The 14,102-nt window shown below is 67.6% G+C and carries 15 protein-coding genes and 1 pseudogene; 11 read left to right on the forward strand and 5 right to left on the reverse strand.

Going from position 1 to position 14,102, the window contains the following annotated elements; translation table 11 throughout:
• Positions 1 to 131: pseudogene (locus A5744_RS24980) on the reverse strand (TetR/AcrR family transcriptional regulator); the annotation flags it as partial.
• A 75-nt stretch (positions 132 to 206) separates the two neighbouring features.
• On the opposite strand from A5744_RS24980, the gene A5744_RS08510 reads away from it, so the two are divergent.
• Complete coding sequence (locus A5744_RS08510; protein ID WP_076060080.1) at positions 207 to 824, forward strand: TetR/AcrR family transcriptional regulator; 618 nt, start codon at positions 207 to 209, stop codon at positions 822 to 824.
• Here A5744_RS08510 and A5744_RS08515 read toward each other — a convergent pair.
• On the reverse strand, positions 814 to 1,329 hold the full coding sequence (locus tag A5744_RS08515; RefSeq protein ID WP_076060082.1) for a DUF417 family protein: 516 nt from the start codon (positions 1,327 to 1,329) through the stop codon (positions 814 to 816). The two genes, A5744_RS08510 and A5744_RS08515, sit on opposite strands and share 11 nt — an antisense overlap.
• Before the next feature lie 126 nt (positions 1,330 to 1,455).
• Positions 1,456 to 1,926 carry an SRPBCC family protein gene (locus tag A5744_RS08520; RefSeq protein WP_076060083.1) on the reverse strand — a complete coding sequence of 157 codons (471 nt, stop codon included), beginning with the start codon at positions 1,924 to 1,926 and terminating at the stop codon, positions 1,456 to 1,458.
• A 55-nt stretch (positions 1,927 to 1,981) separates the two neighbouring features.
• Here A5744_RS08520 and A5744_RS08525 point away from each other — a divergent pair, with 55 nt between their 5' ends.
• The 4 genes from A5744_RS08525 (at position 1,982) to A5744_RS08540 (ending at position 7,679) form a co-directional block, all read left to right on the forward strand.
• On the forward strand, positions 1,982 to 2,803 hold the full coding sequence (locus A5744_RS08525) for a mycofactocin-coupled SDR family oxidoreductase (RefSeq protein WP_076060085.1): 822 nt from the start codon (positions 1,982 to 1,984) through the stop codon (positions 2,801 to 2,803).
• Positions 2,804 to 2,913: 110 nt separating this feature from the next.
• Positions 2,914 to 5,199, forward strand: a complete 2,286-nt coding sequence (locus tag A5744_RS08530) for a heavy metal translocating P-type ATPase (protein ID WP_076060087.1) — start codon at positions 2,914 to 2,916, stop codon at positions 5,197 to 5,199.
• A 41-nt stretch (positions 5,200 to 5,240) separates the two neighbouring features.
• Positions 5,241 to 6,632, forward strand: coding sequence for an alpha/beta hydrolase-fold protein (locus A5744_RS08535; protein WP_076060088.1), 1,392 nt, complete (start codon positions 5,241 to 5,243; stop codon positions 6,630 to 6,632).
• 237 nt (positions 6,633 to 6,869) lie between these two features.
• Positions 6,870 to 7,679, forward strand: a complete 810-nt coding sequence (locus tag A5744_RS08540; RefSeq protein ID WP_076060101.1) for a polysaccharide deacetylase family protein — start codon at positions 6,870 to 6,872, stop codon at positions 7,677 to 7,679.
• Here A5744_RS08540 and A5744_RS08545 read toward each other — a convergent pair.
• On the reverse strand, positions 7,666 to 8,112 hold the full coding sequence (locus A5744_RS08545) for a MarR family transcriptional regulator (RefSeq protein ID WP_076060090.1): 447 nt from the start codon (positions 8,110 to 8,112) through the stop codon (positions 7,666 to 7,668). The two genes, A5744_RS08540 and A5744_RS08545, sit on opposite strands and share 14 nt — an antisense overlap.
• Before the next feature lie 73 nt (positions 8,113 to 8,185).
• Here A5744_RS08545 and A5744_RS08550 point away from each other — a divergent pair, with 73 nt between their 5' ends.
• The 3 genes from A5744_RS08550 to A5744_RS08560 all read left to right on the forward strand — a co-directional run bounded on the left by A5744_RS08550 (position 8,186) and on the right by A5744_RS08560 (position 11,120).
• Positions 8,186 to 9,130, forward strand: a complete 945-nt coding sequence (locus A5744_RS08550; RefSeq protein ID WP_076060091.1) for a PHB depolymerase family esterase — start codon at positions 8,186 to 8,188, stop codon at positions 9,128 to 9,130.
• A gap of 67 nt (positions 9,131 to 9,197) precedes the next feature.
• Positions 9,198 to 10,484 carry a lipase family protein gene (locus tag A5744_RS08555; protein WP_139331286.1) on the forward strand — a complete coding sequence of 429 codons (1,287 nt, stop codon included), beginning with the start codon at positions 9,198 to 9,200 and terminating at the stop codon, positions 10,482 to 10,484.
• A gap of 9 nt (positions 10,485 to 10,493) precedes the next feature.
• The gene (locus tag A5744_RS08560) at positions 10,494 to 11,120 is read left to right on the forward strand and encodes a TetR family transcriptional regulator (RefSeq protein ID WP_276206962.1); all 627 of its coding nucleotides are present in this window, start codon (positions 10,494 to 10,496) and stop codon (positions 11,118 to 11,120) included.
• A gap of 3 nt (positions 11,121 to 11,123) precedes the next feature.
• Here the strand turns inward: A5744_RS08560 and A5744_RS08565 are convergent, their stop codons facing one another.
• Positions 11,124 to 11,732, reverse strand: a complete 609-nt coding sequence (locus tag A5744_RS08565) for a TetR/AcrR family transcriptional regulator (RefSeq protein ID WP_076060095.1) — start codon at positions 11,730 to 11,732, stop codon at positions 11,124 to 11,126.
• 68 nt (positions 11,733 to 11,800) lie between these two features.
• Here A5744_RS08565 and A5744_RS08570 point away from each other — a divergent pair, with 68 nt between their 5' ends.
• The 3 genes from A5744_RS08570 to A5744_RS08580 all read left to right on the forward strand — a co-directional run.
• Positions 11,801 to 12,631, forward strand: a complete 831-nt coding sequence (locus A5744_RS08570; RefSeq protein ID WP_076060097.1) for an alpha/beta hydrolase — start codon at positions 11,801 to 11,803, stop codon at positions 12,629 to 12,631.
• 32 nt (positions 12,632 to 12,663) lie between these two features.
• Positions 12,664 to 13,434, forward strand: coding sequence for an SDR family oxidoreductase (locus tag A5744_RS08575; RefSeq protein ID WP_076060099.1), 771 nt, complete (start codon positions 12,664 to 12,666; stop codon positions 13,432 to 13,434).
• A gap of 5 nt (positions 13,435 to 13,439) precedes the next feature.
• On the forward strand, positions 13,440 to 14,102 hold a 663-nt coding region (locus A5744_RS08580), incomplete at its 3' end, for an AMP-binding protein (RefSeq protein WP_139331287.1).

Genomic DNA, 14,102 nt, shown 5'->3' on the forward strand with positions numbered 1-14,102 from the left:
ATTTCGCGGATCGTGGCTTTTGAGTAGCCGACGTCGCCCACGCAGCGCATTGCCGCGGCGATGATTCGTCGGCGAGTCTCTTCGGCATTCGCGCCCACCGGACGCCCGAGCTGCGACGGCGTGGTGGTCATGCACCTCCGCGGGAGCCGGAAGTCGTCGGTCGGTCGAATATATTCGACCACATATCAGCGAGGACCCGACCGACCATGACCCGAACACAGCTGGGCCGCCCCGTGGGCGCCAGTGGCGAGGAAACTCGCCGGCGGATCATCGTGGCAACCATGAGGTGTGTGGCCGAGGCCGGCTATTCGAAGGCCACGATCCGCGAAATCGCCCGCGCGGCCGACATGACCAGCGGCAGTCTCTATCACTACTTTCCGACCAAGTCCGAACTGCTCAATGCGACGGGCGAGGAGATCGAGGGGATCGTGTCGCACCGGCTGCGCGCCGCCGCCGCAGCTTTCGATGACGTCGTAGATCGACTCGATGCGGTGCTCGACGAATGCGGACAGTTGATGCGCGACTATCCCTACCTGGCCGCGTTCTTGCGGGCGATGCGAGCGCAGAGCAATGCACAGTTGCGACGTGGCAGCCCAAGATATCCGGGTTCAAAGGCCCTACTCGACGTCGTTACCGAGATCATCGAGGATGCCCGGGCGCATGGGATGCTCGCCCCCGGCATCGGGACGGCGGCCACGGCGGAGACCATCTGCGCGCTCGCGCGTGGTCTGTCGGAGCAAGCGGGCACTTTGCCGCCGACGGCCTTTGACGCCACGTTGGGCTCAGCGAAAAAACTAATCAGGGGAACGCTTTTCAAGCGCTGATCCGGGCGCGCTTACTGCGCGACGCGGGCACGGCCGCAAGCGAATCGCCCAGGGCCCACACCGCAACTCCGATCAGCACCAGGTCCTTGAGCAGGAATTGGCCGGGTAGCGCCGACAGGACGGGAAGGCCGGCGGCGTGGTGCGCGACCACGCCCGGGGTGGTGAACAAAAAGCTCAGCGTTCCCAAGAACAGCACCACCGCCAGCGCGCTGCCGGCCGCCGAGGCCCGCGGCGACAGCGGCCGCAGCGCAATGAGAAGCGCGGCAACGATTTCCATCGTTCCCAGGCCCCGTGCGACGGTGGTGGCGCTGAGGAATTCGTAGATCCAGCTCATCAGCGGGCTGTGCTCGATCAGCACCCGGGATTCCATCTTGACGTACTTTCCGAACCCGATCCAAGCCAAGACCACAACCAGGCCGTAACGGCTGATGAGCTGTCCCCAGCTGGTCAGCGACTGCGCCGCCGGGCGAGATGTTGTGCCAAGGATCGGGCTGTTGTCGGTCATCGAGGAGCGTCCTTCCGGGCGTAAGCGCTGAGGGCAACTGTTCCCAGAGGACACGGTTGACGGCGCCATTGGGTTCAGTGACCCAATCGCTCGAGATGGGGTTGCAGCCTGGGGATCGCGCCTGGCCTAGCCGGCGTAGCGGTCGCGCAAATTGGCCAGCGTCTTCTCTATGCCCGCCGCATTGGCCTTCCGGAAACCCATGCGTTCGTAATACTTCAGCTTGTTCTTGAGCGCACCGGCGTCGCGATAGTCGAACGTCTCGGTGACCTGGGTCAGGGTCGGCGAAAGCGCCTCGAATTCCCAGCGCCAGCGGTGTCCGAGCGGGTGCCGCCATTCGACCACTTCGTTGGGTTTGAGTTCGGTGATCGTGCTGGTGATGCGGTAGGGCAGGCCGTACATCCGCATCTTCGTCGAAAACTTCGATCCCTCAACAAGTTGCGGCGGCACTTCGATGTTGTCGCGCACCGTGCCAGAGCCGTCCAGCTCGGGGTGGCGCCGGGGATCGGCGGCGAGCGCGTACAGATCGGCGGCCGGCGCGGCGACTTCGACTCTGCGGCTCACCTGTCGGGGTCCTCGGTCGACGATTGTGACGGTCATGACGTCCTCCTTCCGGCTGTCCGGCAGCGCCAGGTCGAGGCTACGCTTCGGACCGATGAGCCAGTCACTCTCAGGAAAAGTCGCGCTGATCACCGGCGCCGCGCGCGGACAGGGACGGGCCCACGCGGCGCGCCTGAGCGCCGAAGGCGCCGACGTCATCGCCGTCGATATCGCCGGACCCCTACCCCCCAGCGTTCCCTACGACTCGGCGAGTCCCGATGATCTGGCCGAAACGGCCCGGCTGGTACGCGCCAACGGCCCACGCGTCATCACCGCGGCCGTCGACATCCGCGACGTCGACTCGCTCACCGCGGCCGTCGACGACGCGGTCGGCGAGCTCGGCCGGCTCGATATCGTCGTCGCGAACGCGGGTATCTGCAGCCCGGCGCCCTGGGATCACATCACCCCCGCCGCCTTCCGCGACACCATCGACACGAACGTGACCGGTACATGGAACACGGTGATGGCGAGCGCTCGTCACATCATCGACGGGGGCCGCGGCGGCTCGATCGTCCTCATCGGCTCGGCAGCCGGCATCAAAATGGAACCGTTCATGGTGCACTACGTGGTGAGCAAGCACGCCGTCACCGGGATGGCGCGCGCCTTTGCCGCCGAGCTCGGCCGCCACGGCATCCGCGTCAACAGCGTGCATCCCGGGGCCGTCGCCACACCCATGGGCGGCGGCCGGATGCGCGACGCAATCCGATCCGCCGCCGACACCTATCCGTACCTGCGGGGCCTGAACAGGCCACTGTTGCCCGAAGGCACCGCCCAGCCCGAGGACATCGCCGACGCCGTCGCCTGGTTGGCGTCCGACCAATCCAGATTCGTCACCGGCACCCAGGTGTCGGTCGACATGGGCGTTTCCTACTGCTGAACCCTCGCCAGGCACAATCGCGGTTGACCCCAACCTCGCGGAATACGTGCGGGGAACCGCGCGTTGTATCCGCACATATACCCCTATGGGGTATATGTGGAAGGAGCTTCATGACCACCAGCGACTACCGGCTGACCGGGCGCAGCGCGGGGCAGGCGCGCAATATCGAGCTGGAAATCGCCGGAATGACCTGCGCCTCGTGCGCCATGCGCATCGAGAAGAAACTCAACACTCTCGACGGCGTCACCGCGTCGGTCAACTACGCGACGGAGAAGGCCGCCGTCACAGTGCCCGCCGGATTCGACCCGCGGGCGCTGATCGCCGAGGTCGAGAAGACCGGCTACCGCGCGGTTCTGCCGCCACTGCACGACGAACCCGCGGCGAAGTCGGCGAGTGACGACGCCGAGCTGGCCTCGCTGCGCAATCGCGTGATCGTCGCGACCGTGCTCACCCTCCCGGTGATCGCCATGGCGATGATCCCGGCGTTGGAGTTCCGCTACTGGCAATGGGCATCCCTGGCACTTGCGGCTCCGGTCGTCGTCTGGGCGGGACGGCCGTTCCACGCGGCCGCGTGGGCCAACCTCAAACACCGCGTCGCCACGATGGACACCCTCGTCTCGATCGGGACCCTGTCGGCGTTCGTTTGGTCGCTATATGCCTTGTTCCTGGGCGCCGCCGGGGAACCGGGCATGCGGCACAGCTTCGAACTGACCGTCGGCCGTGGCGACGGCGCCGGCAACATCTATCTCGAAGTGGCCGCGGGCGTGACGTTGTTCGTGCTGGCCGGTCGCTATTTCGAAAAGCGCTCCAAGCGGCGCGCGGGGGCGGCGCTGCGCGCCCTGCTGGAGCTCGGCGCCAAGGACGTCGCGGTGCTGCGCGACGGTACCGAGCGTCGCGTCCCCGTCGACCAACTCGTCGTCGGCGACGTGTTCGTGGTGCGGCCCGGCGAGAAGATCGCCACGGACGGGATCGTCGTCTCGGGCTCCTCGGCCGTGGACGCCTCGATGCTCACCGGTGAGTCCGTCCCCGTCGAGGTCGGCCCCGGCGACACTGTCACCGGCGCCACCGTGAACGCCGGCGGGCGCCTTGCCGTGCGCGCCACCCGGGTCGGCGACGACACCCAGCTCGCCCAGATGGCCCGGCTGGTCGAGGCGGCCCAATCGGGCAAGGCCGAGGTCCAGCGGCTCGCCGACCGGATCTCCGGTGTATTCGTCCCGATCGTCATCGCTATCGCCGTGGCCACCCTCGGGGCATGGCTCGTCGCCGGATTCCCGCTGAGTGCGGCGTTGACGGCCGCGGTCGCGGTGCTCATCATCGCCTGCCCGTGCGCGCTCGGGCTGGCGACTCCGACCGCGCTGCTGGTCGGAACCGGTCGCGCCGCCCAATTCGGCGTCCTGATCAAAGGGCCCGAAGTGCTGGAGTCCACTCGCAGGGTCGACACGATCGTGCTCGATAAGACCGGCACCGTAACCGCCGGCAAGATGACCCTGGTCGACGTGATCGCCGCACCACAGACAGACCGCAGGACGCTGTTGGCCTACGCCGGCGCCCTGGAAGACGCCTCCGAGCACCCCATCGCGCGGGCGATCGCCGACGCGGCAAGGGCGGAAATCGGCACCCTCCCGGCAGCCGAAGACTTCGCGGGCGTGGAGGGCAAGGGCGTGCAGGGCGTGGTCGACGGCCACGAGGTCGTCGTCGGGCGGGAGAGCCTGCTGGCCGATCGAGCCCAGCGCCTCGACGTGACCTTGTCGGCGGCGAAGGCCCACGCCGAGGGCCAGGGCAAGACCGCGGTCGCGGTCGGCTGGGACGGCCACACCCGCGGCATCCTGGTGGTCGCCGACACCGTCAAACCGACCAGCGCCGAAGCGGTCCGGCAGTTCAAACGCCTGGGGCTGACGCCGGTGCTGCTGACCGGCGACAACCAGACGGTCGCCGAGCGCATCGCCCACGAGGTCGGCATCACCCACGTCATCGCCGACACGATGCCCGCCGACAAGGTCGCCACCGTCAAGCGTCTGCAATCCGAGGGCAGGGTCGTCGCGATGGTCGGCGACGGAGTGAACGACGCCGCCGCCCTGGCCGCCGCGGATCTGGGCCTGGCAATGGGTACCGGCACGGATGTGGCGATCGAGGCCGCCGACCTCACGCTGGTGCGCGGCGACCTGCGCGTCGCCGCGGACGCGATCCGGCTCTCCCGCAGCACGCTCGCCACGATCAAGACCAACCTCTTGTGGGCCTTCGGCTACAACGTCGCCGCGATCCCGCTGGCCGCGCTCGGGCTGCTCAATCCGATGTTCGCCGGCGCCGCGATGGCATTCTCCAGCGTCTTCGTCGTCGGCAACAGCCTGCGGCTGCGCGGCTTCGCTACCACGATCGACGACACCGATATGGGATAGTTGGTGTCCTCAACCTCCGGATTTAGCGAAGGTCGCGACTGTTGAGTCACTTCTTCGAACAGCTGTCCTTGCTGCGCGGCTGGTTCCCGGTCGCGGTGCAGGCGATCGCGTTGCTCGTAGCCGTCACCGCCATCGGAGTGCGCAGGCGACGCTGGCGTGGCTGGCCATTGCCGGTGGCGCTGGGCGTCGCGGGCGCGGCGACGGCGCTGTCGTACTGGTACATCACCTCGCTGGGGGTGGCCGGCGACCCCGCGCCCGTGTCGCTGTGGCTGTGGCTGGCCATGAGTGGACTTGCGCTGGCGGTGCTTCTGCTCGGCTGGCCCGGCGCCCGTTGGTGGCGGCGCGCACTGGCGCTGCTGGCCGTTCCCCTATGCGTGTTGTGCGCGGCGCTGGCCGTCAACGGGTGGGTGGGTTACTTCCCCACCGTCCTCGCTGCATGGAATCAGCTCACCTCGGGACCGCTGCCCGATCAGATCGACCGGCTGCGGGTGACCGAGATGCAGGTGGCGGGAACCAAACCGGCCAAAGGCGTTGTCGTGCCGGTGAATATCAGCGCCGACGCGTCGCACTTCCCCCACCGTGAGGAACTGGTGTATCTGCCCCCGGCGTGGTTCAACAGCAATCCGCCGCCGCGGCTGCCCACGGTGATGATGGTCAGTTCGGCCTTCAACACGCCAGCCGACTGGCTGCGCCCGGGCGGCGCCTTCACCACCATCGACGACTTCGCCGCGCGCCATCACGGCTTCGCGCCGGTGCTCGTGTTCGTCGATCCCACCGGTTCCTTCGACAACGACACCGAGTGCGTCAACGGAACCCGCGGCAACGCCGCTGACCATCTGACGAAGGATGTCGTGCCGTTCATGGTCTCGAACTTCGGTGTCAGCGCCGACCGGGCCAACTGGGGGGTCGCCGGGTGGTCGATGGGCGGCACGTGCGCGGTGGACTTGGCCGTCATGCATCCGGACATCTTCAGCGCCTTCGTGGATATCGCCGGCGACCGCGCTCCCAGCATCGGCAGCAAGGATCTCACCGTCGCCAAGCTGTTCGGAGGCAACACCGCCGCCTGGGCCGCCTACGACCCCATCACCGTCATGAACAAACACGGGCGCTACACCGGGTTGTCGGGGTGGTTCGACATCCCGTCATCCTCGGACGCGCAAAACATGGCCGAGGCGACGAGTCCCGCGCTCGCGACGGCCCGCACCGACCCGTCCGCCAACCCCGAAGGCCAGGACGCCGCCGCCAAAGCGCTGTGCGACACAGCCTCCGGCCACGGCATCAGCTGCGCGGTGGTCACACAACCGGGCAAGCACGACTGGCCGTTCGCCGCGCAAGCGTTCGCCGCGGCACTACCCTGGCTGGCCTCGACGCTGGGCACCCCCGGGGTCGAGCCCGTGCAGCTACCACAACGCGGCGGCGGGGAGCCGCATTAGTCCACGCTGCGTGGCCGCGACCCCTTCCGCCGGCAATTCACAGCTGACTCTCCCCTACGAATCCGACATATTGGTGCTGGCGGTGGTACGGTTCGCTGCTGTGGTGGCTGCGCAGTTCGGCAAGTCGGGCGTCTCGCGCGCCCGCGTGCCCGCCACACACGACCTGCAGAGAATCGGGTCGGATTCCCAACCACGAATGCTGCGCGGCCGTGTTGGTGAGACCGTGCCATGTTTGAGATGAATCGCCGTCGTTTCCTGGGGTCGCTCGCCGCGGCGACCGTAGCTGGCGTGGGCGCGGCGCGGCTGGTGGTCGATCCCCAGCCGCGGACATTTGCGCAGGCGCCCGCGGCGTCCGTGGCGACGTCGGGTCCGACCGCCCCGGCGGCCCTGTTGCCGCCCCCGCCACCGAGCGCTCGCATCGCGCTGCCCGGCGGAGGAGCGCTGATGAAGCTTCCCGGCGAGGGCGACTTGCTCGCGCTGACGCTGGACGACGGGGTCAGCAGCGAAGTGGTCCGCGCCTACACCCAGCTCGCCAAGGACACCGGCGCGCGAATGACCTTTTTCGTCAACGGCGTGTACGACTCGTGGACCGAGAACCTGAAGATGCTGCGGCCGCTGGTGGATTCGGGCCAGATACAGCTCGGCAACCATACCTGGTCGCATCCGGATTTGACGACGCTGACCCAAAGCCAGGTCGCAGAACAGCTCACTCGCAACGACGAGTTCCTGAAGAAGACCTACGGGGTCGGCGCAAAACCGTACTATCGGCCGCCCTATGCGAAGCGCAACGCCGCCGTCGACGCCGTGGCGGCCGAGCTCGGCTACACCATTCCGACCTTATGGTCGGGTTCGTTGTCGGATTCCACGCTGATCACCGAGGAATACATCCTGAAGATGGCCGACGAGTACTTCACGCCGCAGTCCATCGTCATCGGTCACCTCAACCACTTGCCGGTCACTCACGTCTATCCGCAAATGATCGACATCATCCGCGATCGAAACCTTCGCACCGTCACGCTCAACGACGTTTTCCTCAGGACTCCGTAGCGGACAGCAACGTCAGCAACGTCTCACGGAATTCCGCCAGCCGGCGCTCACCCAACACCTCTTGCCATCGTTTCTCGAGTTCGATTGCGCTGGAACGCATCACACGCAGCGCTTGCCGACCGCGCGGCGTCAGCTCGATGATTCGGGCCCGCGCGTCAACGGGATCGGGAACGCGGCTGACGTAGCCATGCCGCTCCAGCCCCGCTACCGCCTGGGCCACCGCCTGCCGGCTCACCCTCAGCCGCTCCGCGAGATCCGATGCATGCAGTCCACCGGCCGCCAGCGGCACGAGTGCGACCGATTGCGCCGGGCGGATCCCGTCGAGTCCCGCGGCGGCGAACGCCGCCCGCAAGCGGGGTGCCCCGGACGCCGTCACCAGGTTCACCAGTGCCGGCACGGTCGGCTCCCACTGGGAACCCGCAGCCCGTCGCATGGTCCTAGAGTCTGCCACCCACGAGATTGACAAGTTACTTGTCAAATTGCGGTTCCGCTGACACGATGGGGCCATGCGACCTCGATGCGTTCGGGTTCTGGGCGGGTTTCTCCTTCCGGCGTTGATCGTCGCGCTCGGCGGGTGCGTCGGGGGCGGGCACGCGTCGGGAACGCCGGGCGCACAATCGATCCCGTTGGGACAGTCCAGTCAAACCATCCAGTCGGGCGGGGTGAGCAGAACCTTTCATCTGTACCGGCCGGCGGGGTTGGCCGACGGCGTGCCGCTGGTCGTCATGCTGCACGGCGGCTTCGGCAGCGGCGCGCAGGCCGAGCGCTCCTATCACTGGGATGCGGAGGCGGACAACGGGCATTTTCTGGTCGCCTATCCCGACGGCCTCAACCGCGCCTGGAACGCCGGAACGTGCTGCGGCGAACCGGGACACGACAACGTGGACGACGTCGGATTCATCGGCGCCATGGTCACCGCCATCGAGCAGCAGATCCCCATCGATCGCGCACGCGTTTACGTCACGGGCATGTCGAACGGGGCCATGATGGCCCTGCGACTGGGGTGCCAGACCGACACCTTCGCCGCGATCGCTCCCGTCGCCGGCACGCTGCTGACCGACTGCTCGCGGGCGCGGCCGACATCCGTGCTCCAGATCCACGGCACCGCCGACGACCGGGTTCCCTACAACGGCGGACCGGGTAAAGCGTTCGCGGCCAACGGGAATCCGCGCGTCGATGGTCCCTCCGCGGAATCGGTCAACGCCACCTGGCGTTCCATCGACTCGTGCGGACCGCCGAATTCGACCACCACCGGAAGCGTCACGACGCAGACCGCCGGCTGCCCCGACGGGCGCACCGTCGAGCTGATCTCGGTCGCGGGCGCGGGTCATCAGTGGCCCGGGGGCGAGCCGAGCCCGCTCGCGCAGAGGGTGGCAGATCTTCCTCCGCCGTCGACGGCGCTCGACGCCACCGACACCATCTGGCAATTCTTCGCCCAGAACCATCGCTGACGACCGATCTCTAAAAAGTTAGAGAAATGCTCTTCCCCCGGGGCCGCCGCGTTGTTACCGTTTCGTGATGCGTCGGGTAGGGGGAGTCCTCGCTGTCCTGCTGGTGATCGGTTTCGGATTTGTCAGCCCCGGACTCGCACGGGCCGACGGCGACGAACCGCAGTACGCGGAGTTCTACACCCCACCGGATCCCCTGCCGCCGGGCCAGCCGGGCGACCTGATCCGCACCGAACCGTCGCGGCTGGTGCTGGAGCCGTCGGGTCAACTGGGCGCGATCATGGCCACCGGCACGCGAATCATGTACCGCAGCAAAGACACCCACGGCAATCCGATTGCGGTCACGGGTACCTACTTCGAGCCGTACAACGACTGGCCGGGCAAGGGCCCACGGCCGTTGATCAGCTACGCGCCCGGCACCCAGGGCCAGGGCAACCAGTGCGCGCCGTCGCGAATGTTCAACCAGGGCATCCACTATTCGGGTGGCTGGGACATCATGTTCAACTACGAAGAGCTGTTCGTCGCCACGATGGTCGCCCGCGGTTTCGCGATCGTGATGACCGACTACGAAGGCTTGGGCACCCCGTCGATGCACACCTATGTGGGCCGGGTGGCCGAGGGGCAGGCCGTGCTCGACGCCGCGCGGGCAGCCATGCGCCTGCCCGGTACGTCATTGGATCCGCATGGGCCCGTGGCCTTTTGGGGCTATTCGCAAGGTGGCGGCGCTGTCGCCTCGGCGGCCGAACTGGCACCGTCCTACGCCCCGGAGCTCCATATCGTCGGCACCTACGCCGGCGCGCCGGTAGCCGACCTCAAGGAACTGCTGCCCTACGCCGATGGCAGTGCCCTCGTCGGCGTGGTGGGCTATGCGATCAACGGCGCGATCGCCACCTACCCGGAGAATGCCGAGGTGATCCGCTCCAAGCTCACGCCGCGGGGTTTGGCCATGCTCGAATCGGCCTCACGCCAATGCGTCGGACAAACGATCCTCGATTTCATGTTTCGCCACCTGCAGCCCTACTTCAACGACAACGTCTGGAAGGTCATCAACGAGGAGCCGTTCAGCAGCATGTTGGATGAGCAGCACGTCGGACGCTACAAACCCAACGCGCCCGTGTTGATCAACAGCAACCGCTACGACCCCTTGGTGCCGTGGACCGCCGCCAACCAGCTTGGCCGCGACTGGTGCGCCCAGGGCGCCGACGTGGAATTTCGCACCAACGAAGAACCGCCATTCCTCAACAAACTCGTCGTCAACCACGCCCTGCCCATGCTCGTCGATGGTGAACCGGCGATGCAGTGGATCGCGGCCCGCTTCAACGGAGAACCCACCGCGCCCAACTGCGGGCAGTTCTAGACTGGTCGCATTGCTGCACGGAGAAAGCACAACGCGCCCGAACGGCGCCGTCAGCTCACCGACGCCGCGATAGAGCTACTCGGCACCGACGGGGTCCACGGCGTCAGCCACCCCAAGGTCGACGAACGCGCCGGGGTGCCCGACGGCACCACATCGTTTTACTTCCGGACCCGAAAAGCGTTGCTGCACGCGGTCGCAACTCGGCTCAACGAACTCGACGTCGCCGATCTGTCGTTGCTGACCGGGCTCGCGGGCGACCGCCCGACCGAATTCGCGGGCACCGCGGGCCTGGCCCGCATCGTCATGTATGTCGCCACCGAACCCTGGCTCACCCGCGCCAAGGCGCGCTACGAGATCATGTTGCTGGCCAGCCGTGACCCCGAACTGGCGGCGACCCTCAACGAGTCCGCGGAGGGCCTCTACGCGCTGGCGCGCGACGTGGTCGCCCAATGGCACCCGGCCGGCAGCGCCCCGGATCCCGCGCTGGTCGAGGATCAGGCCATCGCCACCATGACGTTCATCAACGGGGTGATGATGACGTTGGTTGCGGGCCGCCCGGCCGTCGATGGTCCCGAACACCTCGACCGGCTCATCCAGGGAGTCATCGCAGGAGTCGCGCACGTTCGCCCCGACTGACTATCAACGCTCGTCCAGCATTGCGTCGATGAGCCGGTGCAGCACCTGCCCGGTTTCCCGTCGCGCGCGTTTCGGATCGTCGGCCGTGGCGATGACCATGGCGGCCTCGTCGAGCGCGCCGATAAGTATGTGGGCCAACGGCCGCATCGGTTGCCGGGCCAATTGCCCCGCCCGGACAGCCTCGGTGAGCAGTTGCTCGGTCATGCCCAGGCTGTACCGCTGGGCGACGTCACGAAAGGCCGGCCAGCCGAGCACGCTCGGCGCATCGAGCAGGATCAGCTGGCGCACCTCCGGATCACCGGAGACGTCAAGCCAGGCATCGACCGCGGCCCGGATCGCGTCGGCGGGAGTCGCCGCCCCCGACTCGGCGACCAGCGTGGCCATCCGGGCCATCACATCCTGCTCCACGGCCTCGACGACCTCGCCGAAAAGCGTTGCCTTGTCCGCGAATTGGTGGTACATCGCGCCCCGGGTGACACCGGCGGCCGCGGCGATCTCCGGCGTCCCCACCTCCGCGTAACCGCGCAGGCCCCACAGCTTGCGGGCGGCCGAGATCAGCGCGTCGCGGGTCGCCGCGGAGCGCTCCTCCTGAGTGCGTCTCTTGATTTCCATACAGCCTGTTGGTAACTTACGAACAGACAGCCTGTTTGTAAGTATACCGTTCGAGGTAGGAGTTATCCATGTCGACGATCGACATTAGTGCGGGAACCATCCACTACGAAGCAACCGGACCCGAGAATGGCCGACCCGTGGTGTTCGTGCACGGGTACATGATGGGCGGTGATCTGTGGCGCCGGGTCAGCGAACGATTGGGTGATCGCGGCCTGCGCTGCATCGCACCCACCTGGCCGCTGGGCGCGCACCCCGAGCCCCTCCGGCCCGGGGCCGATCGGACGATCAACGGCGTCGCCGGCATCGTCGCCGAGGTGCTGGCCACCCTCGAACTCGGGGATGTGGTGCTGGTCGGCAACGACACGGGCGGCGTGGTCACCCAACTCGTCGCCGTGCACCACCCCGAGCGGCTCGGCGCGCTGGTGCTCACGAGTTGCGATGCGTTCGAACACTTTCCGCCGCCGATCCTCAAGCCGGTGATCCTGGCGGCCAAGTCCAAGACGACGTTTAAGACCGTGGCCCAGGCCATGCGCGTGCCGGCGGCACGCAAGCGCGCGTTCGACGGCCTGGCGCACCGCAACATCGACGAGCTGACGGAGGCGTGGGTGCGCCCGGGGCTCTCCGATCCGGCCGTCGCCGAGGACCTGCGCCAGCTCACCCTGTCGTTGCGCACGGAGGTCACCACGGGCGTGGCCGCGCGGCTGCATGAGTTCGACAAGCCCGCGCTGATCGCCTGGTCGGCCGATGACGTGTTCTTCGAACTCAGCGACGGCGAACGACTGGCGGCGACCATCCCCAACGCGCGGCTCGAGGTGATCGAGGGCGCGCGGACGTTCTCGATGGTGGACCAGCCGGATCGGCTGGCCGACCTGCTGTCGTCGATCGCGGTGCGCGCCTAGCGGGCCGGCACGCGTCGGCTAGCGTCTTCGCTATGCCAGACGCGACACCACCACTGCACGGCCGGCGGATCCTGGTGACCGGTGGGGCTACCGGTATCGGCGCGGCCGCCGTCGGAGTCCTCACCGAGGCGGGGGCCGAGGTCGTCGCCACCTATCACCAAACTCCGCCGCCGGAAGGTCTCGCGGCTGCGTGGCTGCAGTGCGATGTGCGTGACGCGGGCGCCGTTTCGGCGATGGTGCAGCAAGCCGTCGAGCGCCTCGGCGGGATCGATGTCCTGGTGAACGCGGCGGGTCTGTGGCAGGCCGGGGTTCCGGGATACATCGGCGGCGACGAGATCTCGTTCCTGTTGGACACCAACGTGAAGGCGACTATCCTCACGAACCAGGCCGTGTACGCGGTGATGAGGGACCAAGATCCCAAAGGCGGCCGCATCATCAACTTTGGATCCTCCGAAGCCGTTATGGGCAGCCCGATCTCGGCTGTCTACGCCGCAACCAAGGGCGCGGTGCAGGCCTGGACGCGATCGGCCGCCAAAGCCTGGGGCGCCGACAAGGTCACCGTCAACGCTTTGGCACCGGCCGTGCAGACGCCCGGCTCGGATCGGTTCCGGGATTTCCTCGGCCCGGACGCGAGCGCCCTCATCGATCAGCAGATGCAGATGATGATTCCGGTCGGCGGGGCGCTGGGGGATCCGGCGCGCGACGTCGGGCCGATGCTCGTCTTCCTGGCCGGCCCCGGTTCCGGCTTCATCACGGGCCAACTACTGGCGGTGGACGGCGGCCTGATGATGGTGGGCGGCTAAGCCCGATGGCCGACGACACAATGCAAGCGCTGCTGCGCAAGCGCCTGTCGGACTCGGCGATCGCCGTGAAACATGGTGATTTGCAATGGAGTTGGAGCGAGTACCTCGGCAAGTCCGCGGCCCGGGCCGGGGCCCTGCTCGGCGCCGCCGATCCGCAACGGCCGATGCACATCGGCGCCCTGCTGGGAAACACGCCCGAGATGCTGGCACAGATGGCGGCGGCCGGCCTCGGCGGGTACGTGCTGTGCGGTCTGAACACGACGCGGCGCGGCGCGGCGCTGGCCGCGGACATCCGGCGGGCCGACTGCCAATTCGTTGTGACCGACGCCGAACACAGGCCATTGCTTGACGGTTTGGACCTCGAGGGGACGCGCATCTTCGATACCTCGACGCCGCAGTGGCAGCAATTCGTCAGCGGCGCCGGCGAGCTGGTGCCCCATCGAAACGTCACCGCGATGGACGCGTTCATGATGATCTTCACGTCGGGAACCAGTGGAAACCCCAAGGCGGTGCCGGTATCACATCTGATGGCCGCGATCGCGGGTCTCAGCCTGACCGACCGCTTCGGGCTCACCGAGCAGGACACGTGCTACGTGTCCATGCCGCTGTTTCACTCCAACGCGGTCGTCGCCGGGTGGGCGCCCGCAGTGGTCTCCGGCGCCGCGATC

The sequence above is a fragment of the Mycobacterium sp. IS-1264 genome (assembly GCF_001954195.1).
GTDB lineage: Bacteria > Actinomycetota > Actinomycetes > Mycobacteriales > Mycobacteriaceae > Mycobacterium.

What these genes read in the sequence shown, in the direction of transcription:
- A5744_RS08515 (WP_076060082.1), bottom strand. Translation starts at nt 1,329, where the DNA reads ATGACCGACAACAGCCCGATCCTTGGCACAACATCTCGCCCGGCGGCG.
- A5744_RS08545 (WP_076060090.1), bottom strand. Translation starts at nt 8,112, where the DNA reads ATGCGACGGGCTGCGGGTTCCCAGTGGGAGCCGACCGTGCCGGCACTG.
- A5744_RS08530 (WP_076060087.1), top strand. Translation starts at nt 2,914, where the DNA reads ATGACCACCAGCGACTACCGGCTGACCGGGCGCAGCGCGGGGCAGGCG.
- A5744_RS08565 (WP_076060095.1), bottom strand. Translation starts at nt 11,732, where the DNA reads ATGGAAATCAAGAGACGCACTCAGGAGGAGCGCTCCGCGGCGACCCGC.
- A5744_RS08555 (WP_139331286.1), top strand. Translation starts at nt 9,198, where the DNA reads ATGCGTCGGGTAGGGGGAGTCCTCGCTGTCCTGCTGGTGATCGGTTTC.
- A5744_RS08520 (WP_076060083.1), bottom strand. Translation starts at nt 1,926, where the DNA reads ATGACCGTCACAATCGTCGACCGAGGACCCCGACAGGTGAGCCGCAGA.
- A5744_RS08525 (WP_076060085.1), top strand. Translation starts at nt 1,982, where the DNA reads ATGAGCCAGTCACTCTCAGGAAAAGTCGCGCTGATCACCGGCGCCGCG.
- A5744_RS08570 (WP_076060097.1), top strand. Translation starts at nt 11,801, where the DNA reads ATGTCGACGATCGACATTAGTGCGGGAACCATCCACTACGAAGCAACC.
- A5744_RS08550 (WP_076060091.1), top strand. Translation starts at nt 8,186, where the DNA reads ATGCGACCTCGATGCGTTCGGGTTCTGGGCGGGTTTCTCCTTCCGGCG.
- A5744_RS08540 (WP_076060101.1), top strand. Translation starts at nt 6,870, where the DNA reads ATGAATCGCCGTCGTTTCCTGGGGTCGCTCGCCGCGGCGACCGTAGCT.
- A5744_RS08575 (WP_076060099.1), top strand. Translation starts at nt 12,664, where the DNA reads ATGCCAGACGCGACACCACCACTGCACGGCCGGCGGATCCTGGTGACC.
- A5744_RS08510 (WP_076060080.1), top strand. Translation starts at nt 207, where the DNA reads ATGACCCGAACACAGCTGGGCCGCCCCGTGGGCGCCAGTGGCGAGGAA.